Origin of the sequence: Sediminibacillus halophilus, from assembly GCF_900103695.1 — a bacterium.
In the GTDB taxonomy this organism is placed as follows: Bacteria; Bacillota; Bacilli; order Bacillales; family Amphibacillaceae; genus Sediminibacillus; species Sediminibacillus halophilus.
The window spans coordinates 976979-998235 of record NZ_FNHF01000001.1; the positions used below are offsets into that span (position 1 = coordinate 976979).

The 21257-nt window shown below is 43.0% G+C and carries 27 protein-coding genes and 1 riboswitch; of the genes, 8 read left to right on the top strand and 19 right to left on the bottom strand.

All coding sequences use genetic code 11. From position 1 onward, the window contains the following. Position 1: 1 nt before the first annotated feature. The gene (locus tag BLR82_RS05010; RefSeq protein ID WP_074597869.1) at positions 2-934 is read right to left on the bottom strand and encodes a hypothetical protein; all 933 of its coding nucleotides are present in this window, start codon (positions 932-934) and stop codon (positions 2-4) included. 198 nt (positions 935-1132) lie between these two features. Here BLR82_RS05010 and BLR82_RS05015 point away from each other — a divergent pair, with 198 nt between their 5' ends. Beyond that, a complete protein-coding gene (locus tag BLR82_RS05015) occupies positions 1133-1657 on the top strand; it encodes a hypothetical protein (protein ID WP_074597870.1) in 525 nt (174 codons plus the stop codon). A 6-nt stretch (positions 1658-1663) separates the two neighbouring features. Here the strand turns inward: BLR82_RS05015 and BLR82_RS05020 are convergent, their stop codons facing one another. Beyond that, complete coding sequence (locus tag BLR82_RS05020) at positions 1664-2152, bottom strand: GNAT family N-acetyltransferase (RefSeq protein ID WP_074597871.1); 489 nt, start codon at positions 2150-2152, stop codon at positions 1664-1666. Between the two features lie 89 nt (positions 2153-2241). On the opposite strand from BLR82_RS05020, the gene BLR82_RS05025 reads away from it, so the two are divergent. From BLR82_RS05025 to BLR82_RS05035, 3 genes are all read left to right on the top strand, one after another. Further along, positions 2242-2625, top strand: coding sequence for a DUF2642 domain-containing protein (locus BLR82_RS05025; protein ID WP_083334708.1), 384 nt, complete (start codon positions 2242-2244; stop codon positions 2623-2625). 158 nt (positions 2626-2783) lie between these two features. Next, a complete protein-coding gene (locus BLR82_RS05030; protein ID WP_074597872.1) occupies positions 2784-3242 on the top strand; it encodes a helix-hairpin-helix domain-containing protein in 459 nt (152 codons plus the stop codon). Between the two features lie 19 nt (positions 3243-3261). Then, positions 3262-3738 (top strand): GNAT family N-acetyltransferase, encoded by a 477-nt coding sequence (locus tag BLR82_RS05035; protein ID WP_175486755.1) that lies wholly within the window; start codon positions 3262-3264, stop codon positions 3736-3738. Positions 3739-4304: 566 nt separating this feature from the next. Here BLR82_RS05035 and BLR82_RS05040 read toward each other — a convergent pair. From BLR82_RS05040 to BLR82_RS20750, 3 genes are read right to left on the bottom strand one after another with little or no spacing between them, the layout of a single operon-like run. Further along, positions 4305-5948, bottom strand: a complete 1644-nt coding sequence (locus tag BLR82_RS05040) for a b(o/a)3-type cytochrome-c oxidase subunit 1 (protein ID WP_074597874.1) — start codon at positions 5946-5948, stop codon at positions 4305-4307. Continuing rightward, positions 5949-6413, bottom strand: coding sequence for a cytochrome c oxidase subunit II (locus BLR82_RS05045; RefSeq protein WP_074597875.1), 465 nt, complete (start codon positions 6411-6413; stop codon positions 5949-5951). 18 nt (positions 6414-6431) lie between these two features. Next, positions 6432-6590 (bottom strand): cytochrome c oxidase subunit 2A, encoded by a 159-nt coding sequence (locus BLR82_RS20750; protein WP_139186890.1) that lies wholly within the window; start codon positions 6588-6590, stop codon positions 6432-6434. A gap of 167 nt (positions 6591-6757) precedes the next feature. Between BLR82_RS20750 and mobA the strand changes: the two genes are divergently transcribed. Both mobA and BLR82_RS05060 read left to right on the top strand, forming a co-directional pair. Next, entirely contained in the window at positions 6758-7345 is a 588-nt protein-coding gene (mobA, locus tag BLR82_RS05050; protein WP_074597876.1) for a molybdenum cofactor guanylyltransferase, read from the top strand. A gap of 277 nt (positions 7346-7622) precedes the next feature. Beyond that, complete coding sequence (locus tag BLR82_RS05060; RefSeq protein ID WP_074597878.1) at positions 7623-8027, top strand: hypothetical protein; 405 nt, start codon at positions 7623-7625, stop codon at positions 8025-8027. Positions 8028-8123: 96 nt separating this feature from the next. Here the strand turns inward: BLR82_RS05060 and BLR82_RS05065 are convergent, their stop codons facing one another. Then, on the bottom strand, positions 8124-8843 hold the full coding sequence (locus tag BLR82_RS05065; protein WP_074597879.1) for a Crp/Fnr family transcriptional regulator: 720 nt from the start codon (positions 8841-8843) through the stop codon (positions 8124-8126). A 466-nt stretch (positions 8844-9309) separates the two neighbouring features. Between BLR82_RS05065 and BLR82_RS05070 the strand changes: the two genes are divergently transcribed. Next, positions 9310-9672 (top strand): cupredoxin domain-containing protein, encoded by a 363-nt coding sequence (locus BLR82_RS05070; RefSeq protein WP_074597880.1) that lies wholly within the window; start codon positions 9310-9312, stop codon positions 9670-9672. Positions 9673-9710: 38 nt separating this feature from the next. On the opposite strand, the gene BLR82_RS05075 is transcribed toward BLR82_RS05070, so the two are convergent. The 5 genes from BLR82_RS05075 to BLR82_RS05095 all read right to left on the bottom strand — a co-directional run bounded on the left by BLR82_RS05075 (position 9711) and on the right by BLR82_RS05095 (position 13229). Next, the gene (locus BLR82_RS05075; protein ID WP_026571775.1) at positions 9711-9905 is read right to left on the bottom strand and encodes a helix-turn-helix transcriptional regulator; all 195 of its coding nucleotides are present in this window, start codon (positions 9903-9905) and stop codon (positions 9711-9713) included. Beyond that, positions 9902-10432, bottom strand: a complete 531-nt coding sequence (locus tag BLR82_RS05080; protein WP_074597881.1) for a DUF6773 family protein — start codon at positions 10430-10432, stop codon at positions 9902-9904. The genes BLR82_RS05075 and BLR82_RS05080 overlap by 4 nt, the downstream gene beginning before the upstream one ends. A gap of 85 nt (positions 10433-10517) precedes the next feature. Beyond that, positions 10518-11459 carry an ABC transporter permease gene (locus tag BLR82_RS05085; protein ID WP_074597882.1) on the bottom strand — a complete coding sequence of 314 codons (942 nt, stop codon included), beginning with the start codon at positions 11457-11459 and terminating at the stop codon, positions 10518-10520. Beyond that, positions 11437-12396: an ABC transporter ATP-binding protein gene (locus tag BLR82_RS05090; RefSeq protein WP_074597883.1), complete on the bottom strand. Its 960-nt coding sequence runs from the start codon at positions 12394-12396 to the stop codon at positions 11437-11439. The genes BLR82_RS05085 and BLR82_RS05090 overlap by 23 nt, the downstream gene beginning before the upstream one ends. A 296-nt stretch (positions 12397-12692) precedes the next feature. Further along, positions 12693-13229: a YkuS family protein gene (locus tag BLR82_RS05095; protein ID WP_074597884.1), complete on the bottom strand. Its 537-nt coding sequence runs from the start codon at positions 13227-13229 to the stop codon at positions 12693-12695. Positions 13230-13387: 158 nt separating this feature from the next. Between BLR82_RS05095 and BLR82_RS05100 the strand changes: the two genes are divergently transcribed. Further along, a complete protein-coding gene (locus BLR82_RS05100) occupies positions 13388-13612 on the top strand; it encodes a KGG domain-containing protein (protein ID WP_074597885.1) in 225 nt (74 codons plus the stop codon). Positions 13613-13713: 101 nt separating this feature from the next. Here the strand turns inward: BLR82_RS05100 and BLR82_RS05105 are convergent, their stop codons facing one another. From BLR82_RS05105 to BLR82_RS05140, 8 genes are all read right to left on the bottom strand, one after another. Next, the gene (locus tag BLR82_RS05105) at positions 13714-14289 is read right to left on the bottom strand and encodes a hypothetical protein (RefSeq protein ID WP_074597886.1); all 576 of its coding nucleotides are present in this window, start codon (positions 14287-14289) and stop codon (positions 13714-13716) included. A 196-nt stretch (positions 14290-14485) separates the two neighbouring features. Continuing rightward, positions 14486-15238, bottom strand: coding sequence for an alpha/beta hydrolase (locus tag BLR82_RS05110; protein ID WP_074597887.1), 753 nt, complete (start codon positions 15236-15238; stop codon positions 14486-14488). Between the two features lie 424 nt (positions 15239-15662). Continuing rightward, the gene (locus tag BLR82_RS05115; RefSeq protein WP_074597888.1) at positions 15663-16295 is read right to left on the bottom strand and encodes a queuosine precursor transporter; all 633 of its coding nucleotides are present in this window, start codon (positions 16293-16295) and stop codon (positions 15663-15665) included. 73 nt (positions 16296-16368) lie between these two features. Continuing rightward, positions 16369-16866: a preQ(1) synthase gene (queF, locus tag BLR82_RS05120; protein ID WP_074597889.1), complete on the bottom strand. Its 498-nt coding sequence runs from the start codon at positions 16864-16866 to the stop codon at positions 16369-16371. A gap of 121 nt (positions 16867-16987) precedes the next feature. After that, positions 16988-17034: riboswitch (PreQ1 riboswitch) on the bottom strand. 362 nt (positions 17035-17396) lie between these two features. Next, positions 17397-17948, bottom strand: coding sequence for an RNA polymerase sigma factor (locus BLR82_RS05125; RefSeq protein ID WP_074597890.1), 552 nt, complete (start codon positions 17946-17948; stop codon positions 17397-17399). Positions 17949-17966: 18 nt separating this feature from the next. After that, complete coding sequence (locus tag BLR82_RS05130) at positions 17967-19940, bottom strand: DUF6449 domain-containing protein (RefSeq protein ID WP_074597891.1); 1974 nt, start codon at positions 19938-19940, stop codon at positions 17967-17969. Continuing rightward, positions 19915-20814 (bottom strand): ABC transporter ATP-binding protein, encoded by a 900-nt coding sequence (locus tag BLR82_RS05135; protein ID WP_074597892.1) that lies wholly within the window; start codon positions 20812-20814, stop codon positions 19915-19917. The genes BLR82_RS05130 and BLR82_RS05135 overlap by 26 nt, the downstream gene beginning before the upstream one ends. After that, the gene (locus BLR82_RS05140) at positions 20801-21196 is read right to left on the bottom strand and encodes a GntR family transcriptional regulator (protein ID WP_074597893.1); all 396 of its coding nucleotides are present in this window, start codon (positions 21194-21196) and stop codon (positions 20801-20803) included. The genes BLR82_RS05135 and BLR82_RS05140 overlap by 14 nt, the downstream gene beginning before the upstream one ends. Positions 21197-21257 lie beyond the last annotated feature (61 nt).

Sequence of the window (21257 nt, forward strand, 5' to 3'; positions counted from 1 at the left end):
CCTAATCCCATCCTGTTTTCACGCCACCGGCCTTGGCGCCATATGTTTGCTTAATATATTCTTTAAAAGGCAGTTTTTCACTCCCTACTATATCCAACTGGAAAACTTCCTCAGCATTTTCAATCCCGTCGTTAATGGAAATATCCGCGACCTTTATAAAATATACGGATTTATCTTTGTCTTCCTCTCCATAGCAGTGTAAATCGAGCAATACGCCGGTTTCTTTGGCGACCGTCATCTCAAACGGACCAGCCAGCATCTCGGAAGTATCTTTGGTGAGTGTCCCCTTTATTTTGAAAGCGGGAATGTCGAATGCAGTCGTTTCCTTGTATTCCCAGCTTTCATAGTTATCGAAAAGAAACTTCCACTTTTCACTGCCAATAACGTAACCCAAGTATTGTCCCAGCGCATCGGTCAATGCACTGATATCGTCTTGTCGCGAATTGTTCTTCACAGGCTCCTGATAATAAATTTGTGGTTCATCTAGTCTTCTGGTAATTTGTCCGTCATGCAATAAAAAGTGCTCGATTTCCACCACACTTCCATTCTCCAATGTCTCATAGACGGCTTTGTTTTGCTTTTGTTCAAAATCGACATGAAAGGTGACGCGATTTTCCACTTGGCCGTTATTTCCGTATTCGTAGGACCCTTCGGCATTGTCAATGTAGTCCCATGCATAATACATTTTCTCCACGATAGCAAATTTATCGGGATTTTCTTGCGCATATTTTTCTTGTTCCTCGAGTTTAAATGGGAAGTCATCTTCGAGCAGGGGATTTTTATGCTTCGTTTCCTGGGCGATTTCATCTGAATCATTTGATAGCTGCTGTTTTTTTTGCGGTTCCAACGCCCCGGCTATCGTCGGATATAATTTGATGCCTGTTAACGTCAATGCCAATATCGTGATCAGTAGAACTGGAAGGTATTTTTTCACACACCGCCCTCCTTCATCAGGAATTTATAAACAAATTGTTTATTATTCTATTCACTACCTTATTTTACCATTATGATGTATAATTGCAACATTATTGTAAAAATTCTGTAATATAAATCAAAATCTATCTATATTAATCGCACACATCTCCTGCCCATTCATATAGTGAAACCAACACAACTTACCGGAGGTGCTGTTATGCACATTCTTCCTGCAGCCGATTTGGGAATCATGGCCCAGCACTTATCTGCGCACAAGGGAATCATCCATAAACTGAACGTTTACCAGCGAATGGTCCAGTCGTCCGAATTGAAGAAGATCATCAGTCAGCAGGCCAATGCCATGCAGGGGCATGTCCATATCATGCTCGCTTTCATTGATCCTGCTTTTCATGAACCGATTGAAGTACCGCCTTTATATGTATTCGAGGAAAAAGGATATGAAAACTGGCAAAATGGAGAAGCGGGAGAAAACGACCAGTGGATTGCCTTGGAGGTCCACTCCACGGCTAAGCAAATGGCTGGCGACAATTTCTCTTCTGCTTTGATGATGAAGGATATGGCGGTGAGAAATGCGCATGTAGAGATGGCTCTGCAGCAGACGGAGCTGCTTAGAAGATATGAAGCCTTTTTGGAGGAAATGGGCTGGATGTATGTTCCGCTTTCCGACATAAGGTCGCAACAAGACACCTACTGGCATTTTTATCAGGTTTTTTACTCCTGAAAACAATCAATTCCAATTCGACAATCGATGGATCGTTTGCTGTTCACCGAATCGTTCGACGGATCGTGACTCTTCCATTCCCAGCCTTTCCAAAAGCCGTCTTGATCGTTCATTTGCTGTTTGTGTTTCTGCCACTATTTCTGGAAGCCCCAAAGTACTAAACCCATGGTCGATTACAACTTTGACAGCTTCTGTTGCATAGCCTTTTCCCCAAAACAAAGGGAGGAATTGATACGATATCTCGGTAGCATCTCCATCGTGATGCAGATCGAGCGAAACCGTGCCGATAAAGCTCTCCGTTGATTTCTCCCTTACCGCCCAATGACAGGAGGGCGTACCGGAGGCAAATAAATGCTGAAAGTTTTCCCTGATTTTATGTTCGGGTACAGTGCCACCAAGATATTTTCTAACTTTCTCATTTCGATAAAGCTGGAGAATACTTTCGTAATCACTGGGCTGTAACAGTTGCAATATACAATGATTGGTTACTAACACTCCTGTCAACTCCTTTTAAACCGGCATAATCATGATGTTGGCGGCATACATATAAAGCCATACATCAATGGAAGGAACGTGATAGGAATATGGAAGAAAGAGATCGTTCCCAACTTAAAGCCGAATCGGAAATCCGTGACGGAACACCTGAAGAAACCCCTGTAATGCTGCAGCCGATCGTACAGCCGGCATATATCAACCAAATGCCCTCGCCGACAACACCTGTTTATTCTGTCCCGGCTTTGCCCCAGCCGACGCAGTATATGGCCCCTTTTGAACCCGTCTATATCGACCACTTAAGCCGGCACCAAGGCCAGCAAATTGGCGTGATGACTACTGCGGGAAAAGTTGAGGGACTGCTTAGTGGCGTTGCAGTGGATCATATCCAATTAAACATAAGTAAAACGCGGGCATTCCATATCCGTATTTCCCAGATTGTTTATTTTGAAGGGCTTCCGATTACGTATCGGTAACGCCAAGAACTGCTTCCTTTACCATTCCTCTTACTCTCCCTACAAAGATACAAGAAAAATCACCAAAAATCCTGCAAAATTACGAAATTATTTAAAGGAAAGCAGAAGGTTAAGTCGAATTAGATTAGGAGGCAAGTATTCGGAATAGAGGTGATTACATGTGCACACCTAAAACTCCTAAACTTCCGCTGACTGCGGAAGAGAGAAGTTCTTTACGCAAGGCAAAGATTAAACTCCATCAGATTGCTAATTTAGAGTTAAAAACGCTATCTGATTTAATGGATATCACTTACGATCGGGCCAGGTTGTTAAAAGGATTGGCCACTTTCCAGCAAATACCATCGATTGGCTGCCGCCTGGCTGAAAACCTGGTTCATCATCTTGGAAAGTACACGCTTGAAGAGGTGCGTGGCGAAAATCCTGCTGAGTTGCTGGATTGCCTGGAAAAGAAGCTCCAAACACCAATTGATCCGTGTGTAGAGGATCAACTTCGCTGTGTGGTACATTATGCAGAAAACCCGGACAGCAAGAAACAGTGGTTTGAATTTACCGCTGAAAGAAAAAATTATCGGCAGAGACATGGTTATCCAGCGTCAAGGCCGAAGCCGGTCGGGTAATCCGTCTAGGAGGAATATCTTGAAAATACGTCCATCTTTGCACAAGGATTCACAACTATTAATGAAGCTGAACAATCTCATCTGGAATGCAGAAAACACACCACACCCACATAAGTGGGAATCGCTTGCCGCTTATGAGGAACGCTGTCCGCCCGGCAGTCAATACGTTGCTGTAATCGATGAATCTGTTGCAGGTTTTATCAGTTATCGGAGTCCTATACCGCTAGATTCCAACCGGCACGTTTGGGAGTTGGTGATTGGCGTCCATCCAGACTTCCAGGGACAAAAAGTTGGTTCAACCCTTTTGCGATTTGTCGAAAAAGAAGCAAAAAAACAGGGCATCCATAAACTATGTCTGCGCGTATTGACAACCAATCTCTCAGCAATCCACTTTTATGAACGCAACGGATATAGAGAACAGGGAAGATTGGTAGATGAGTTTTTTTTAGATGGAAAGTATGTCGATGACCTGATGATGTACCGGATACTGAACTGATTTCACTTAGAAAGAGAAAAACAAAAACATGCCAGAGGATTCGAGGCCACTGAAAAACTGGAGGTCTTTGAAAAGTAGAATTTTAAAAAAGCGGTCTGTATGGAACTGAATTTCCATACAGACCGCTTTTTATCTAATTTCAAGTGATTTATGCCCTCTATTCCTTCATTAGTTTAACGATTCGTTTCACATTAGCTGTAAAAATCGCCATCGGTCTAACATTGAATCCCTTCCTTTTATGTATTACTTTCCTGGTAAGAAAAAAGAGTGACTTTCTTTTATAAATCAAAGAAAATCACTCTTTTTCGTTTTACCATCTGTTGATTCCACGTTGAGCGTTCGGTGGTGACGCCTGCGGGAACAGCACGAGCCGAAGATCCACTTGGTAAAGTGATTTTCTTGACCAAGTTAGCTGAGGCCGTGCCCGCGGCAAGCATCCACCGATAAGCGATTCGTGAGAATCAACAACAAACTTTAACAGCTCTTTTAGATTAGAAAGGACTTTTTCAGTGTCCTCGAGGATTCCGGCATGTTTTTTCAATGGAATAGATTCTTACTTTTTAATGTCACCAAAGCCTGAATCCAGGTGACCCTGGAGGAGCATTTTCGATAATTTCCATAATCGGGATCGTATAAGCGAACAAGATCAATGCGATGCAAACACCGATCCACAGCTTCCAATTTTCCAGGATTGTCGGAGTACGCTCTGCCTGATCCGCCACTTCGCCGATAGGGTACGCTTCCACCCCTTTTGGAGCAAAAAAGCTCAAATGGACGACAATGTAAATCAGGACGAGAATGCCGATAAACAAGAAGCTCCCTCCGACAGCCATTGCCACTTCATAAGGAATCCAGCCTAATGCATCGGGATAATCGCCATATGTCGTATAAGCGGTCCTTCTTGGCGCACCTAGCAATCCGACCGTATGCATCGCTCCGGACATCATCGCCATCCCGACTACCCAAATGATTGTCTGGATGTTGGCAAGCAGGTTGATCTTCTTCGTCAATGTCCGCCCTGTCAAATGCGGAATCAGCCAATAAGCGATTCCGAAAAAGGTTAAGGCTACACTCGTCGCTACTGTCAAGTGAAAGTGACCGGTGACCCAGAGCGTGTTATGAATGACCTGATTCAACTGGTTACTGGCATTGATGATGCCCCCTGCCCCGGCAGGAATGAATATCAGCATCCCCATAAAGGGCGCAAAGAACCGTGCATCCTTCCATGGCAATTTTTTCACCCAGCCGAACAGTCCTCTTGCGCCCTTCTGCCTGCCGCTCAATTCAAAGGTGGCAAACAAGGAGAAGGCTGTCATCAACGAAGGAACGATTACCATAAAGGTCAGGGTTACCTGGATAAACTTCCATGTATGCGATACGCCGGATTCGAGCAATTGATGATGAAAGCCGACCGGGATCGAAAATAACAGGAACAAGACAAAGGACAATCTGGCCAACGAATCACTGAAAATTTTTCCGCCAATGATTTTCGGAATGATGACATACCAGCAAATATAAGCAGGAAGCAGCCAAAAATAGACAAGCGGATGGCCGAAATACCAAAACAGTGTACGGCTCAACAGGACATTGATGGTGTCCACCCAACCGAATGACCATGGAATCAATTGCAGGACGACGGTCGCTGCCACTCCCAGTGTGGCGATCAGCCAAAGCAGCATCGTCATCACTGCCATGAAACTGAACAACGGAGAAAGCTGACCTGGATTGGCCTTTTTCCAATTACGATACTGACGGAACATGCCGGCTCCGCTAATCCAGCTTCCGATCACGACAAGTGCCAGCCCAATATAAAACCATGGCGACGCCTGAAGCGGCGCATAAAACGTGTACAACACACTGGCATCGTTGGTCAGGATCATGATTGTGGTAATCACGGTACCGGTTGTCATGACATAATAGCCTGCCCAGCCAAGTTTACGCGGGCCTTCAGCCAGTGTTCCCGTTGTTTTGCTGATACCCGAGTACAAAAATCCAATAATAAAATAAGTAGTAAAAACAAGTGCTAACAAAACGCCATGGGCGGTCAACAGCTGATAATAGCCAATCCCCGCCGGCAAAGTGATCGCGCCGCTGCGGACAAAGGTTTGCAGCAATCCGGCAATCCCACCAAGCAGTACGGCGATAAAGCCTACGTACAGATGGGCGAGACTCAACTTGGCATCTTTCCGATTGATCAACGTGGTTTCCATTTAATTCACCTCTATCTTTCCGCTCATGGCCTGGTGGCCGACTCCGCAATATTCATTGCAAATGATCAAAAACTCACCGGCTTCATCGAACTTGTGGGTAATCGTATTAATATGCCCCGGTGTGATCATCATGTTCACGTTGGTACCCGGAATCGAGAAGCCGTGAACCACATCCGCACTCGTCACCTTAAAATGAACAGTCGCCCCCTTCGGCACTTCTAAGGGTTCTCCGAACATGAACGCTTGGGCGACCATCACCGCCTCATATTCATTGTCCCCGATTTTCTTTAAACCAGGGTCATCGAAAGGTGCTGTTTCCTTTACTTTTTCCGGGTCGATTGTCGTCATATCGCTTGGCGGATGATGTCCCATGGCAAACGCGCTGACACCGATTACCGACAAGAAGACTATCAAGGTGATACCGCCAAAAACCAGCCATATTTTTTCATACTTATGCATGTGCATCTGTTACTCCCCCTTTTCCTATCTGGATAGATAAAGTGCGTACACCCCGATCCAGGATAATATGATGAATCCTCCGACAAGCATGACGGACAACAAGGTTCCGTTTAGCTTCGGTTCTGTTTTCCCGGCTTGCTCTTTTTCGGTTTCGAACGATTTGGCAGAATCCAATTTCGCCATCGTGAACGCTCCCTTCCCTTTAATCTAATCTGATTGTAGCCGAACACAACAGGTCGATTCTGTGATAAATATCACATCCTCTTAAAAAGCTTTGGATGTGACTTCTATTACAGTTTTGTATTTTCCAAACAGTTACACTGAACAAGAAAAATAAGGGAGGGACAAGAATGAAAAGCGGCATTATAGTAGCAGATCGAAGCATTCGTCCATATGCGGAAGATATTGCACTACAGAATCTGGATGGAGAAAGATTGATTGACCGGCAAATCAGGGAAATGGGGCAATTTGTCGAGGAAATTGTTCTCGTCACCGATAATCCGATGGCATTTTTACCAGTAGTCGGTCCGGATATCCGGGTTGTTACTGTTTTCCACAAAAACAAAGGGTTGTTAGGTGCGATTCATGCTGGGTTCTCTCTTGCCAGCCATCCTCTTATCTGGCTAGTCAGCTGTGATATACCTGCTTTATCCTCTCAAGCGGCAGCAGCAATGAAAGAGAGACTCCAACAAACCTGTCATAAGGCTGTGGTTCCTATTATACGAAACACCCCGAAGCCCTTGTATGGGATGTATCGGCGCCAACCGACACTGAAAGCCGTATGTGCATTTATCGAACAAAGGAAACCTGTATCGTTCTATGAATGTTTTCAGTCATTGGAATGGCTGGGCATGGATGAGATGGAACTGCAAAGGTATGGAGCGGACAGTCTGTTTTACAGACGATATCCCGATGATATGCTGTACAAACCTCTTTAGCGTTGCATGCTGTAAAGGAGGGATCAGGTATTTCAGAAAGCTCGCTAGTAGGCTTGGTTATGTTTAAAGATGGTCAAATGAATACCCACCTATATATCAATTCCTTTTTTCGCTTCTCTTTCAGCAAATATGTGATAGAATCATTCGATCGATGCATGAAAAAGGGGGATTACTATCAAAAAATAGTTACGCTAGTTATTTTTGCTGCACTTCTGTATAGCTGTGCTTTCCTGGCCCACATAAGAAAAATTACTTTCCCGAAAAAGAAGCAGAACATATGATTAATTACTATTACCGAGCCCTAATTAATGAAGGATGTGAAGACGCATTTGGGGTTTTAAATCTATACGATTATCAAGAAAATACGAACGAATATTTATCTACAGGAACAGCGTCAATGAAAGAAGGCGAAGGACTTTTATATAAAAAAACAGCCTTTTTAAAAGAGCAGAAGTACGCCTTCAAAGACTATGATATTATTAAGGCGGAATATGCCGATAGTCATACTTTCTGGCACCATGTTTTGGTAACAGCAGAGGTGAATGGAAAAAAGAAGGAGTACCATGAAATAGCACAAGTATGGAAAGGAAAACTATTGGTAGCGGGAAGAGACGATCCATATGTCCGATTCAGAGATGGAAAGATGAACATAACATTTCAAACACCATCCAAGGCAAGATAAAATGCTTCACTCGATTAGACAGGAAACGATTCCACCCGCTATAGCCTTCATAGAAACAAAAAAACCGGGGATTTCCCCGGGGAGACGGATTCACACCTATAATCTGCAGATGCCAAGCGGACATTCCTCGCAATGACAAATCGCTTTTAGCTCAGCCAGATCAAGAATCACGATACGGCCGTGTTCAATGTCGATTATCTGTTGCTTTTTCAATTGGTTCAGCATCCGATTAACTGTCTCACGGGTAGCGCCGATTAGACTGGCCAACTCTGCATTGGTGAATTTTTCGGTGAAGCGGATGGTTGCGCCATCCTGCACGCCATACGTGTTGGCAGCACGGATCAAGGTGGAAGCAAGCGCTCCATTTTTCCCATGGAACATCAAATCCCTCAGCTTCACTTGAGTAAGCTGCTGCATGTATCCGAGCCAGCGGCTGAATTCAATTGCAAGGTCACCATGCTGCCATAACAGAATTTCCAGGTCACGCTGCTGGATGATACCTACCCGCGCATCCTGCAGTACTTCGGCAGTATACGACATTTGCCCTTCCTGCCCGGGATATTGAATTTCTCCGAACAAATCACCTTCATGAAAGTAATAGAGGCACAGGTCCTTCCCATCATCCGCATTTTTCACCAGGCGAACGGAACCACTCTCGAGAAAATAAAGTTTTTCTGCTTCGTCCCCTTCCCAAAACAATGTAGTTCCCGCCGGAAACGCGTGTTGATACATGATCCCTTGTATTTTTTCAAAGCTTTCTTTGGTGAATTGCCAGGTGTTACCGACTGCCTGCTCCTGCTTTACAGCTGCTTCCATGTAATCCGCCTCCCCATTTTTTCTTTCCTTCTATTTTCTAAAGAATTTTCTACGATACATGATATCAACCGATAATAACATGCCCACAGGCTTTCCTTTACCGGAAATCTGCTAATATCCATCCCTGCGCAAATACACCGCGCTTTCCGCGAGCGGCTTGTGAGTCTCCTTGAGCTCCGCTCTTCGGGATCTCACCGATGCGTTTCCTCCGCTTGGGTCTCCGTGTATTTCCATTGCTGATTGTCTGTTTCCTTTACCTGGAATGAAATAGGCGCAGGCAGAATATCCTTCTTGATACTTTTATCATACGCCTCGCTTTAGTCTTTTGCATTACCGTTTTGTAAAAAAATGTTACGGTATTTTGAACTGATGGTAAATGTGACATTTCTCACAGCCAGGCATCCGGATGGTGCTTTACACTAAAAATGTGATAAGCATTCAAACAATTTTCAGGAGGTTTTTAGCGATGAAAAAAGCAATTTTAGCACTTATGGTCTCGATGTTCATCTTATTGCTGGCGGCTTGCGGCGGCGGTGATGATGCCGGCGCTGCCGAAGGAGACGACGGTGGATCTGCCGCAGTTGTCGATATTGCAGCAAGTAACTGGCAGTTTGACAAAGAAGAATACACCGCTCCCGCTGGAGAAATAACATTCAATCTGACCAATGAAGAAGGCGTTCATGCAGTTGAAATTGAAGGAACAGATGTCAAAATTGAAAATGAGGGATCTGCAACAGCAACGTTGGAAGCCGGAGAGTACGTCATAAAATGTGCCCTGCCTTGTGGCGAAGGACATGAAGACATGTCCTCGACTTTGATTGTGGAATAATCGGAAAACCTCCGGACCCAAACGGTCACGGAGGTTTCTTATTCTTCCCAAAACAATTCATCGAGGGTTTTGGACAACGTTTTGCAAATTGCAATGCACAGATTCAGACTTGGATTATATTTTCCCAGTTCAATTAGTCCGATGGTTTGGCGTGAGACACCGACACGCTTAGCCAATTCCTCCTGTGATAGATCCATTTCCGTTCTTGCTACTTTCATCCGGATGTTCTTCATCTTTCCTCATCCTGCTCTTCATCTTCCAGTTCTTTTTCAACCGCCCTGTCGCTCCTTTTCTTTGCTCCCCAATAAGCGAAACCATTCGCGAGCATCAAAAAAGGAATATAGATCATAAAGGAAACAACTGACGTAAGCAGGAAATAATAAACAGCCTGAGCGGAGGAATCTGCGTAGCTAACTGCACTGTGAATTCCTAAAAAGATCGCCAGTCCGGCCCCAAACAGAGCGCCGATCAGAATGGTTTTGAGACTCATCGGGCGTTTGTTTGTCTGGTCATGGAAATCTACTTCTGCTGAAAATAACCCCATCCCGGTTGAACGAACTAAATAATAAATCGAGGTACCTAGTAAGATAACCAGTTCAAGCCATACGTTCTTAAACTCAGCACCGCTTGTTGCATACTTGAAAACCAAGGAAAAAACACAAATGACTAATACCAAATGATAAATCTCCCGATAGATTTTGTTTTGCAGGTTAATAATCCGCTCATCTTTTATTCGATTCTTTTTGAAAGGATTGTTCATCTTTTACCACCTTTTTTTATGCAGGTTCTTGTTTTATTTTAGCAGGGGTCACAGATAACGGAAAGCCTTGTTTCTGCAACTTAATTCATGCAATATCCCGTTTCGAAAAGGTCATAAAGGCAGCCGCAAGAAACACTGTCAGGTACAAAAACAGCATAACAACCGAAAATGTCATCGTCATTCCTTCTACGAAGGGGGTTCCACTCACATACCGATTTAAATCGGTATTGGCAAATAACAGATACTTTGTCCAATCGAACCGTTCTGCCAACAAGCTTGTGAAAGTGCCTCCCATTAAATATGCAAACAGCGAAACACCGAGAGATAATGCTGTGTTCCTGAAAATCGCAGACAAAGCAAAAGCCAGTGACACCATCATCCACAGGTCGATGGTGGAAAAAAAGAAATAACGCAGCAGATAAACAAGCACATTCTCTTCGGCAACGACTCCGTTATTAACTGTCAGATGGATCATGGATTCACCCGTACCGAACAGGATAACCCCTACTGCCAACGAGACAATGAACAACAGCACCACAAGCAGCAAGCCATAGGCCAATACCGTTAAATATTTGGCCAGCAATACTTTCCAACGAGCGGCAGGCCGGATCATCATCAGCTTAATCGTTCCCCCGCTGAATTCCGAAGAAACAATTCCGGCTGCAATAATCATCACCAATAATCCGGCCACAGAAATCAAGGGAACATTTTCTACTGTGTACGACCAGACACTCAGCTCGGAGCCAGGTTTGATATCATGCTCGATTCGATAGTTATTGACCGCAATCTGGTTACGGTTGTTTTCTGTCAAAATTGGATTATTCGCATTTTCCTTTTGCTGTTCTTTCAGCTGCTCGTTTTTTGCCGCCAGATTCTCCTGCCAGTTATCCGGTACCGAATGAGCATCTTCTGTGATTTTACCAATCATCCCGGTAGCTATGACAAGCAATACAATAATGATTGCCATCAAATAAATAGATGGTTTTTTTCTTAGTTTAAACCATTCATTGCGAATGAGCGTGAGCATGTGCCTCCCCCTTTTCGTTGGTTATTTCCAAAAAGCGATCTTCCAATGTTTGCTGGCCGTCCCTTACCCGATAGATCGCATGGTTTTGCATCGCCAACAAATGAACGACCTTGGCCGTAGTCTCTTTGTCCGCTTGAATCAAAAGTTCCTGCTGTCCACGGGGCTGCGCCTCCAGCGTTGGCAATTTTTCTTGAAGAAACTGCTCCGCCTTCCTGCTATCGGCCAGTTCCATCACTACCTGGCGGGCTGGTTGAACACCGGCCGTTCTTCCCGTCGTATCTTGAATCGTTTCGGTACGTATCAGCCGTCCATTTTGTATAATCGCGATACGGTCACACATCAATTCAATTTCTGATAATAAGTGGCTCGAAACGACTATCGTCATGTTCTGTTCGCTGGCTAACCAGCGAATGTACTCACGGAATTCGCGGATACCGGCAGGATCCAGTCCATTCGTTGGTTCATCCAATATCAGCACATTGGGTCGATGCAACAAGCTCTGCGCTAAACCGAGACGCTGTTTCATGCCGAGTGAATAGGTCTTCACCTTTTTTTGAATGCTTTCGGTTAACCCGACAGTACGTACCACATCATCGATGGTTTGCCTGCTGATCTTTTTATCCTGAAGCTTGGCGAAGTAACGTAAATTATCTAAACCACTCATATATAAATAAAAATCCGGATTTTCGACAATCGCACCGAGCTTTTGGGCTGTAGCTGAGCGATCTTTGGAAATGGATATACCATCTATCAGAATATCCCCCGATGTAATCCCCATCAGGCCAACCATCATTCGGATGGTCGTCGTTTTCCCTGCTCCGTTTGGTCCGAGAAGGCCAAATACCTCGCCTTTATGGATGTCGAGCGACAGCTGATCGATAATCGTATTACGGCCGATTTTTTTCGTTACATTTTTCAGTTGAATTCCTAAGGTCAACTTGCATCCCTCCTCTTATTTTCTACTCGTTCTATTTTCATTATATATTAAAAATGTCTTTTTGCAATATATATTTGTCATATTGATTATTATACTTTTCTTTGCAACCATGAAAGAGCGCATCAGCCTAATGGCTGATGCGCCTTTGTCCCCGGATAGAAAAACAGTGATTGGATGATATCGGGGTTGATTCGTATGCTTCTTTATGGATCGTGTGCTTGCCATAACGCTCTACCCAATGTCCGTTTTCCGTATGTAAAAAGGCATCCATAGGAGGATGCCTTTTCTTCAAACTTTTATTTTTTCAGCTCTGTGCCGCCGATTAATTCTAAATCACGTTCTTGGGCAGCAAGTTCATTTTTACTGTCGTCATCCAGATTACTGCTGGATTGGCCAGGCACCTTATCCTTCACTTTGTCGGTCAGGTTCATGGTCTGCTGTTTTGTCTGCTGAAGTTTTTGATTCAAATTATCGCGTGTCTTCTTACCGCTGGCGGGAGCTAGCATAAAACCAATGGTCGCTCCGACAATGCTTCCTACAGCTATGCCGTTTACAAACTGTTTACCGGAAATGCCACCGGATTTCTTATCAATCGTTCCTGCGCGTTGTAGTCTTTCTTCCACTTCAGATACGATTTCTTTTACACTTCGTCCGCGGGCGGAAATCAAGGGTACATTCATATGGATGTCAGTCAAGTCTTCCAAATCTCTTACAACGACTGCATCATAGTCGGCTGCATCCACTTTTCGTTCCAGCATTTCCGCTTGGTACCCTTTTTTGTTTAATTGCTTTTTCACATCTTCGAATGGTTGTTCCACTGCAACTCTTACCATCTGTATTTACCTCCTCAGCTGTTGTTGATTATAATTTGCCCGTTATCCAGAAAGAGTAAACAATATATTTTTCCGATTCTAGTATGTTTAGTTTTTTGTACAGCGTGAATAGTAGTTATGTAAGCATCATATAACACTCACGAAAGGAGTTTTATAGAATGGCTGACAAGAACAATAACAAGAAAATGTCTGTAGAGGAAGCAGGTCGCAAAGGCGGGGAAAAGACTTCTCGTAATCACGACCAGGAATTCTATGAAGAGATTGGTAAAAAAGGCGGAGAAACAACGTCTAAGAACCATGATGAAGAATTCTATGAAGAAATCGGTAAAAAAGGCGGAGAAACACGCGGACGCCAACAGCAAAATAAAAACAACAATTCTTAATGGATTATGCAGCAGGAAGGTTGAGGTTTTCATATAGATGATAAACCTGCGAAAAACGAGCTTATAAGCTAAGCTCGTTTTTTGTTTGACCTTTTGGACTGTTACTTCAAGGTGTTGGTTACTCCCCAAATTTTATCTGTACCCTGGTAATCATTGAGGGCAATATCCAAATCATGAAACATACGGTGCAAGCTTCTAATCGTTTTTTTATCGTCATCCTCTACAGCAGAAGTTGCCAGCTGCTGAATTTTCTCCAAATCACTCTTTAAGGCATCATCCTCTACTTTCGGCAGCATGTCATCCAGCACAGTGATAATCTCCTCTGCCTCTGTTTCCTGTTCAGACCAATCAAGATTGTCAATTCGGCCATAACCCGTTGTATCGTTATAAAAGTCATGAGTCTCGGCTACAAAGTCGCCAACATCTTCATATTCTTTGCCTACTGATTCTCTCGTCTCCTCCGCTTTTTCCTCCAGTTCCTCCTGGCTTTGTCCAGATCCAGAAGATTCATCTGTCTGCTGTTCACTAGTTTCTGTCTGCTGGTCATTAAATAGTCCGATGCCTCCTAGATCAAAAACAAAGGAGAAAAAAGCAATCGCAACCACCAATGTGACACCTAAAGCAGTCATACTCCAGCCGAACCAGCCCATTCGTTTTCTTTTCCCGCTTCTCGGCATGTCTGCAGCATCCTTTCCTATACACTTTTCTATTATTTTTTATGAACGCTCGGTGCATCCTTGAATACTCTACTGATTATTTTAGCCTTTTTCCTTACTTCAGACTAGTAGTTTGCAAGCATAACATAGAATAAAACAACCACCCAGTAGAATAAGGGTGGTTGATTTATATGTCCAGTTGCTATAATTGCTGTTTTTAACAGTTTGCTTTAATAAATTGAATCGCTTTATTCGCTATCACTTCTTTGTCGTTATCCAAAGTGGCAACGTGATAGCTTGCATCCAAATTAAACAACGTTTTTTCAGTCGAAGAAACCGAATCATAAATCAGCTGGGAATTTTCCGGCGGAACGACATGGTCTTCCGTAGAAGAAAAGATCACAATCGGGGTAGTAATACTGCTTAAATTTTGCTTGACCATCTCCGTTAATGTGACAATCTCCCCCATCGATTTTACCGGGGTTTTTTCGTAGGCAAGTTCCTTGACCCCCGGCCTTTTGATATCGGAGCCGATTCCGTTAACAAATCTAGTATCCGTCTGGGCCAATTCCCGGTAATTTTCAGCCATTTCCGGAATATCCACAGCAGCATTAATGGGCAGAATCCCATTAATTTCCGGGTGCTGTTCTGCTAAGTATAATGTCAACGTACCACCCATGGACAAGCCGGCGACAAATAACTTGGAGCATTCCTCCTTTAACGTTGCCAAGCCCGCTTCTACGTTATCAATCCAATCCTGGTAAGTAGACGCTTCCATATCCTCCGGGTCAGTACCATGGCCTTCCAATCTCGGTCCCAGGACAGTAAAACCTTCTGCCGCAAACTGTTCACCTATATATCGCATACTCTGCGTTGTACCCGTAAATCCGTGCACAACCAGCACGCCAATTTCATTGCCGGCAAAGTAAAATGCATCTGCATCCTTCATCACACGATAATTAGCCGCCATCATACTACCTCCCTATTTCAACATAAATATGTATCTCTACTTTTCATGTATAACAGTTAAATCTTACCATAACCCAGAAAAAATACAAACCATCTTTTTAAAAACTAAAGGGGTCAGCTAAGGGGGGCAGTCCCCAAAACAGAATAAAATAGAATTTTTGTTGACTTTGAAGATATGGGGGACTGACCCCATTTAGGCATTTTCACCTGATAGAGCCGGTCATTCTAGTATTCCAATTCCACTGAAGCCCTTGGCAGGAAGTTAATTGGAGCAGAATGCAAGCAGTTTGGGGACTGACCCTAGGCTCAATATATAATGTAGTTTTTTATGACGAGGTTATTATAAGGGTCAGTCCCCTATATATATTATCCCCAACAAGAAAAGACCGCCGTTCCGATGGAAACGGCGGTCTTGATTTTCATCTTTACTTGGAGGAAAGGATAGCATGTTGTTTAGTTTCCTGCTTTCCTGCCAGCTTGACCAATAGGTAAGCAATTGGTGTATCGATGAGCGCTACAAGTACTTTAAACAGATACTGCGAACCGATCATACCGATAAGTACACCAACGGGGACTGTCCCTCCAAAAGCTATAGTGACGAAAATAATCGTATCAATCAGCTGGCTGGTGATTGTCGACAAGTTATTGCGCAGCCATAGTTTCTCACTTCCATGTTTCTCCTTTAAAGAATGGAAGATGGATACATCCAAGTTTTGGCTAGCTAAATAGGACACCAAGCTTGCCAGCATCACTTGGAAACTACCGCCCAGCACCGTTTCAAATTCTATTTGCCCTGCAAATACAGGTGCTGCCGGAAGTTGAATCGCAATAAAAATAAATAGCATGGCTAATACCTGGGTAACAAATCCTGCCTGGACAGTCTTTCGGGCAGCATCCTTACCATAGACTTCACCGATTACATCCGTGATTAAATAGGTGATGACATATACAATAACGGCTGCTGGCAAGACAAAGTCCCCTACAGCAAATAGTTTCACACCAAGCACATTTGATATTACCAAGAGACCAGTAAATAGTGCATTCAAATATATTAACATAACTTCTTCTCCCTTTCGTTTTAAAACAAGGAAAGGAACAAAGTCGTACCCTCTATTAACTTAAAATAATGTTTTATCGGTTATCTATTTTTTCGGGATAGAGATCATGGTTCATCATTCGATGGTCAGCCATCTGAACGAATTTAGTGTTCGGCTTACCATAATTACAAAATGGATCTATGGAAATTCCTCCACGAGGAGTGAATTTCCCCCATACTTCAATATATCGCGGGTCCATTAAATTAATTAAATCATTCATAATGATATTCATGCTATCCTCATGAAAATCACCATGATTGCGGAAGCTAAACAGGTATAACTTCAAGGATTTACTCTCCACCATTTTTTCATCCGGAATGTAACTAATATAGACGGTTCCGAAATCGGGTTGTCCTGTTTTAGGACAAAGAGTAGTGAATTCAGGACAATTGAATTTCACAAAATAATCACGCCCCGGATGTTTATTATCAAATGTTTCAAGTACTTCTGGAGTATAGTCAAATTGATAGGTCGTCCCCTGACTTCCCAGCAATGTTATATCAGTCAGCTCTTCATCTCTTCTTCCTGCCATCTTAAACGCTCCTTTTTACTTGTCCGTGTTCCAGCAAGTATTATTTATCTAAACACATCTTCTTAAAAGATCGGAACAAAAAGGCCATGCCCCTAACGGACATGGCCTAAAACACCTGTTAATGTCCTTAGTTTTTTATAGAGGGTTTACGCTAAGAACCTCTCCCGATCAAACGGATTGTCTCCATTATTCCCGATTAATTATAAAGAGCATCGCCATAAAAGTCAACATCGAACAAAAGACCAGGGGTCAGTCCCCAACTCCCCACCAGAATGCTCAACTTCTATGAGAGGGGACTGACCCCACAAGCCTGCTTTTCCTGGTATTTCATGGTCACGGGGACTGACCCCAAACACCAAAATCTGTTGCTACTTCAAGCTTTTTTATTTTTCTTACCTGTAAAAAGTACGGTTAAGGGTCTGGCCCCAATGGCGGCTAAATACCCAATCCCCTGCCCGGAGGGTCTGTCCCCCTTAATTGCGGGGACTGACCCCCGATAATTGTTCCTGAAATCCTGGTTCAATCCGGTTTTAGGCGCTGATATTGGTGGTTGGGTTTGTCTGTTCCATTCCTTCTTTGACACGTTTTCTGGCCCTGTATAATCTGGCTTTGACGGTTCCAAGGGCGAGTCTTAAGCTGCCGGCTATTTCTTTATCGGTCCAATCGTTTTGGTATTTCAAGGTAAAGACCTTGCGTAGTTTAGGACTTAGTAAGACTACCTGCCGCTTTATTTGTTCTTCAGTCCATTTGTATTCCACCTGTTTTTCAACAATCCGTTCTTCAGAACTGCTTTCCTGGCTGGTCAAATACACATCCTCAAGCGGGACAAACGTCCGCTTTTTCTCTTTCCTTATTGCATCGATAGCGGTTCTGTAAGCGATGCTCGTCAACCAAGCTCCGAGCTTGTCATGATCACGCAATTTGTCAAAATGCTTATATGCCTTGATGAAAGCATCCTGCACGACATCTTCTGCTAGGCAACGATCTTTCGTTATACCGACCGAAACCAAATACATTCGTTGGTAATACTGTTGATAAACGGCTTCAAAACAAATTCCCTCCTCCGTCTTAGCTTCATTCATTTTTATTCTCTCTCCTTTTTACTTGTTTCCAAAATAATCGGTAACAAATGCTGGCACTTTATTTTTGGATATAGGACGGATAACGGGCTGTTCATTCCCTTTTAGGAAAAAACCTACATAGTAATGGGAAGAAACATTGGTTCCACGATTATCACTTGCTGTCGTTTCCAGGGTCTTCTTTATTTTTTGTTTATCTTCGACAACCAGCCCGTTATCGCCATTTTTGCTTTCATAAAACGTCTGATATACGTCTTCGCTTTCTTCTCTGTCATCCAATATGACTGCATAAGAAATATCTTTAGCTTGGAGAATTGTTTGATCGTAAATGCCCTGTTTTTTCAGCCAGTCTCCAAATCTTTCATAAGAACGCAGTATTGGAAGCTGGTATATCATGTTCTCTCCTTCTGGAAATTCAATATAAGCCATGGTGTCGATTGGATGGACAATTTCCTCATATGTTTGATCATAAATATCTTGCTTCAATCGCTGTAGGGCTTCCTTTACTTTTTCTTTCTCCACAATACTAGTACTGCCGGAACGATCAAATTCATTGGAAATGACCAAACTGCCAAAATCATTTTCATCCACCGTCAAAATCCGGTTCTTGATTTCCTTATATTCACGAGACTCATAAATGGGCTTCAAGTATGCTGCAAACGTTTCGTCTAAATCGATATAGTACTCCCGATTGATCCTGCTTCCATTTTTCAACTGGTAACTAAAAAACAACTTTTCTTTATTGACACGATTCTCTGGCAAACCACCAATCGATTGCTCAACAATTTGTTGATGTAGCTTATGGATCTTTCGAATAATTGCAGGATCCTGGATTGCCAGCTCTCTTATGTTTTTCGTTGAGCGTTCATCATTGTAGTACAATGGATTTTCATTAAAGTAAACCGATTCAATTTGTTCCGCCTCTGGTATCCTTTTCTCATAACCCGTGATATCAAAAACAACAACAAGAAGAACGGCGCCTGCGGCTGCTAGAAATAGCACATAACCTTTCCACTTGCCGAATACACGCCACGTTTTTTGCAAAACCATCTCAGCTACTAAATAACCAATTAATGAGCCCAATATATAACCAAAAACAATCCAAGCAAAATGGTTGTCGGTTTCGTCGAAATAAAACCCGCCAAACAGCAGCATGCAGGTGGTGACCCCATACTTAAAGATCGGCCGTACTTGGTGAAATGCCAAAGGCTGACCACTAGCTTCAGCCGGTCTTTTGTGATAAATGAACCAAGCCAAAGCGTAAAATACCGCAGAAAGAAGCAAGTAGATACTGAACTTCCATCCATGAAACTTCCAATCATACATATCAACAAAATCTGTTAACGGTGAATACAAATTCAAGTTGGTAAGGTGATAGTACGATGTTGGAAATCCATCCAATAAGACATTCAGGTTTGAATAAATCAGTACAAGAATCCCCGCTGGGAACAAGAGAAAGATGTACGTCAATACACCCTGCACCGCAGAAATGCCAGTAAACATTCCAACTAAAACTCCCGCTGAAAACAGCAAGAGAGAAAATGCGACAGAAGCGCCAAACCACTCCCAAATGTCTGCCTGCGTGTAAACCATGTACAAATCCAGGGCCGGCAGCATCAATGACAAAATTACCGCTGTTAACAGTAAAGGCATCACTATAAGCGCTATTCCAATTAGGAAGTGATGGTTAAAGATTTTCCTTCGAGTGATTGGCAGGCTGTGTATGAAATCTGAAGCATTTTTCACGTGCATGTATCGATATAAAAACACGGCAACCAGTACCGGGATAATATATAGAAGAAATAATTGAATCTCTCCATTAGATTCAAATAAACTATTAAAGGAATATTCCATCCGTTCATTTGTTTCCAACATCAGCAAGTTCAACGGCAGCGAAAATGCTAGTCCTACGAAGTAAACAATAGCAATCCAGCCTGTACTCAGTAAATCCTGCTTCAATAACTGTTTATTAAACAAGGATGTTTTCAATTGCATAACCGGCGTCCCCCATTTCGTACACAAATATTTCTTCTAGTGTTAATGGCAGCAGGTCTAGAATGACAGGGTGAAATTGTTCCAAATGAGATACGATACGTTCTTCCTTCCCTCTCACAATCGCCAAAATCACACTGCCGCGCTTCTCTTTGTATAATATGTCCAGGCCATCCCAGACTTCCGTGTCCGGCTTTTCCCGAAAGGCTACCTGTACCTTATGGATGTCTGATTTCAAATCGTCAATATCTTTTTCCAACAAAAGCTTCCCTTGATGAAGAATGCCGATATAATCACAAATATCCTCTATTTCTCGAAGATTGTGAGAAGAAATGATGATTGTCATCTCCCTTTCTGCGACGTCCTGTACAAGCAAGTTTTTGATTTTTTTCCGGATAACGGCATCCAACCCGTCGAATGGTTCATCTAAAATTAAATATTCCGGCATGGTGGACAAAGCAAGCCAAAATGCGACCTGTCGCTGCATTCCCTTCGAGAACTGGCTGATTTTCTTTTTCATATCCAGCTGAAATAACTGCTGTAGTTTAAAAAACCGCTCCTGATTCCAGTTAGGGTACGTATCCCGAAAAAAGTCAGCCATCTGTTTGATAGTGTATTGGGAAAAGAAATAAAGGGAGTCAGAGAGAAAAAACATTTTCGCTTTCACTTCTGTATCCTCAAAAACACCTTTGCCGTCTATTGTTATTTCTCCATCATCCGGTCTGGCAATTCCGGCAATGATTTTCATTAAAGTCGTTTTTCCGGCTCCATTCGATCCCAATAAGCCGTAAATAGAGCCCTTGCGAACCTGTAAACCGACATGTTGTAATACATGAGATTTTTCATATTTCTTGCTAATACTGTTACTGACGATCATCGCGATCCCCCCTTTTTCCTTGATCCTCTATTTCATTGATCAATGCCTGCAACTCATCCTTCGTCATTCCGAAAAACATTGCTTCGGCTATTAATTTTTCCAATTGTGCTTTCACTTTCTGCAGTTCTTCCGAATTCTCCGTTTTTACCAGTTGGTTGACAAAACTGCCTTTTCCTTTTACCGAATAAATATAGCCTTGTGTCTCCAGTTCTCTATAAGCTTTTTGAATCGTATTTGGGTTGATTGTCAATTGTTGGGCCAGTACACGAACAGAGGGGAGTTTTTCATCTACTTGAAGTACATCGTTGATGATCATCTCTTTCAGTTTATCGACCAACTGTTCATATATGGGCTTCCGGCTTCTAACATCGAGATCGAACATCGCGTAACCTCCGCTTCCGGTTAACTGTATTAACTGTATTAACTGTATTAATATTAGTAAT

Bases quoted from the DNA above. Each gene is read 5' to 3' on its own strand.
- BLR82_RS05015 (WP_074597870.1), top strand. From the start codon at position 1,133: ATGCACATTCTTCCTGCAGCCGATTTGGGAATCATGGCCCAGCACTTA.
- BLR82_RS05025 (WP_083334708.1), top strand. From the start codon at position 2,242: ATGGAAGAAAGAGATCGTTCCCAACTTAAAGCCGAATCGGAAATCCGT.
- BLR82_RS05030 (WP_074597872.1), top strand. From the start codon at position 2,784: ATGTGCACACCTAAAACTCCTAAACTTCCGCTGACTGCGGAAGAGAGA.
- BLR82_RS05040 (WP_074597874.1), bottom strand. From the start codon at position 5,948: ATGGAAACCACGTTGATCAATCGGAAAGATGCCAAGTTGAGTCTCGCC.
- BLR82_RS05045 (WP_074597875.1), bottom strand. From the start codon at position 6,413: ATGCACATGCATAAGTATGAAAAAATATGGCTGGTTTTTGGCGGTATC.
- BLR82_RS20750 (WP_139186890.1), bottom strand. From the start codon at position 6,590: ATGGCGAAATTGGATTCTGCCAAATCGTTCGAAACCGAAAAAGAGCAA.
- mobA (WP_074597876.1), top strand. From the start codon at position 6,758: ATGAAAAGCGGCATTATAGTAGCAGATCGAAGCATTCGTCCATATGCG.
- BLR82_RS05060 (WP_074597878.1), top strand. From the start codon at position 7,623: ATGATTAATTACTATTACCGAGCCCTAATTAATGAAGGATGTGAAGAC.
- BLR82_RS05065 (WP_074597879.1), bottom strand. From the start codon at position 8,843: ATGGAAGCAGCTGTAAAGCAGGAGCAGGCAGTCGGTAACACCTGGCAA.
- BLR82_RS05070 (WP_074597880.1), top strand. From the start codon at position 9,310: ATGAAAAAAGCAATTTTAGCACTTATGGTCTCGATGTTCATCTTATTG.
- BLR82_RS05075 (WP_026571775.1), bottom strand. From the start codon at position 9,905: ATGAAGAACATCCGGATGAAAGTAGCAAGAACGGAAATGGATCTATCA.
- BLR82_RS05080 (WP_074597881.1), bottom strand. From the start codon at position 10,432: ATGAACAATCCTTTCAAAAAGAATCGAATAAAAGATGAGCGGATTATT.
- BLR82_RS05085 (WP_074597882.1), bottom strand. From the start codon at position 11,459: ATGCTCACGCTCATTCGCAATGAATGGTTTAAACTAAGAAAAAAACCA.
- BLR82_RS05095 (WP_074597884.1), bottom strand. From the start codon at position 13,229: ATGGTAAGAGTTGCAGTGGAACAACCATTCGAAGATGTGAAAAAGCAA.
- BLR82_RS05100 (WP_074597885.1), top strand. From the start codon at position 13,388: ATGGCTGACAAGAACAATAACAAGAAAATGTCTGTAGAGGAAGCAGGT.
- BLR82_RS05105 (WP_074597886.1), bottom strand. From the start codon at position 14,289: ATGCCGAGAAGCGGGAAAAGAAAACGAATGGGCTGGTTCGGCTGGAGT.
- BLR82_RS05110 (WP_074597887.1), bottom strand. From the start codon at position 15,238: ATGGCGGCTAATTATCGTGTGATGAAGGATGCAGATGCATTTTACTTT.
- BLR82_RS05115 (WP_074597888.1), bottom strand. From the start codon at position 16,295: ATGTTAATATATTTGAATGCACTATTTACTGGTCTCTTGGTAATATCA.
- queF (WP_074597889.1), bottom strand. From the start codon at position 16,866: ATGGCAGGAAGAAGAGATGAAGAGCTGACTGATATAACATTGCTGGGA.
- BLR82_RS05125 (WP_074597890.1), bottom strand. From the start codon at position 17,948: ATGAATGAAGCTAAGACGGAGGAGGGAATTTGTTTTGAAGCCGTTTAT.
- BLR82_RS05130 (WP_074597891.1), bottom strand. From the start codon at position 19,940: ATGCAATTGAAAACATCCTTGTTTAATAAACAGTTATTGAAGCAGGAT.
- BLR82_RS05135 (WP_074597892.1), bottom strand. From the start codon at position 20,814: ATGATCGTCAGTAACAGTATTAGCAAGAAATATGAAAAATCTCATGTA.
- BLR82_RS05140 (WP_074597893.1), bottom strand. From the start codon at position 21,196: ATGTTCGATCTCGATGTTAGAAGCCGGAAGCCCATATATGAACAGTTG.